General features: G+C 38.4%; 1 protein-coding gene. It reads right to left on the bottom strand.

Annotated features, from left to right (window positions below):
- Positions 1 to 485, bottom strand: a 485-nt coding sequence (locus BV375_RS31655) for a helix-turn-helix domain-containing protein (protein ID WP_086767921.1), incomplete at its 3' end; no start/stop codon positions are given.
- Positions 486 to 544: the final 59 nt, after the last annotated feature.

The raw sequence follows: 544 nt of genomic DNA, 5'->3' as shown, positions 1-544 counted from the left end.
TTTTTTTTAAATTCCAATTCGGCTTCACTATCGTATTTGACACCTACTGCTCGCGGTACTTTTAGCTTCGCTTTCATTTGATAGCGCACTGTGTCGTGTACTACTTTATATGATGCTTCTATCCCTTCTACTGCTTTTAACCAAGTTCGTATTTCTTCATAACTTTTAAATCCCTGTGGCTGTTGAAGTTCTCTGTCTAGCTGCTCTCTTGCTTGTAAGTTAATGATTGGCGGTCTTCCTGGACTCTTTTTCGTTGACAATAAACCTTTTATTCCTGATTCGGTATAGTCCTTCAACCATCTTTGTACCGTTACCCTTGCTCTCCCTAGCACCACCGCTACATCCTGTATTGTTTTTACATGACCTATTTTCAGCAAATACAACGCTTGAATCCGTTCACGACTTGATACTATTTTTTGTTTTCTCAGCAGTTCCTGTAATTCCTCTGCTGACTCATATATTTCTACTTTGGTGACTCCAGCCATCTTTACTCGTTGATATTTATTCCTTCTTTATCTGTATCACAGTTTTAGTGAATTGGTAT

It is taken from the genome of Nostoc sp. 106C, assembly GCF_002154725.1.
In the GTDB taxonomy this organism is placed as follows: Bacteria; Cyanobacteriota; Cyanobacteriia; order Cyanobacteriales; family Nostocaceae; genus Aulosira.
Note: the sequence above shows the minus strand (reverse complement) of the source record. Positions and strands in the feature narration are given on the sequence as shown.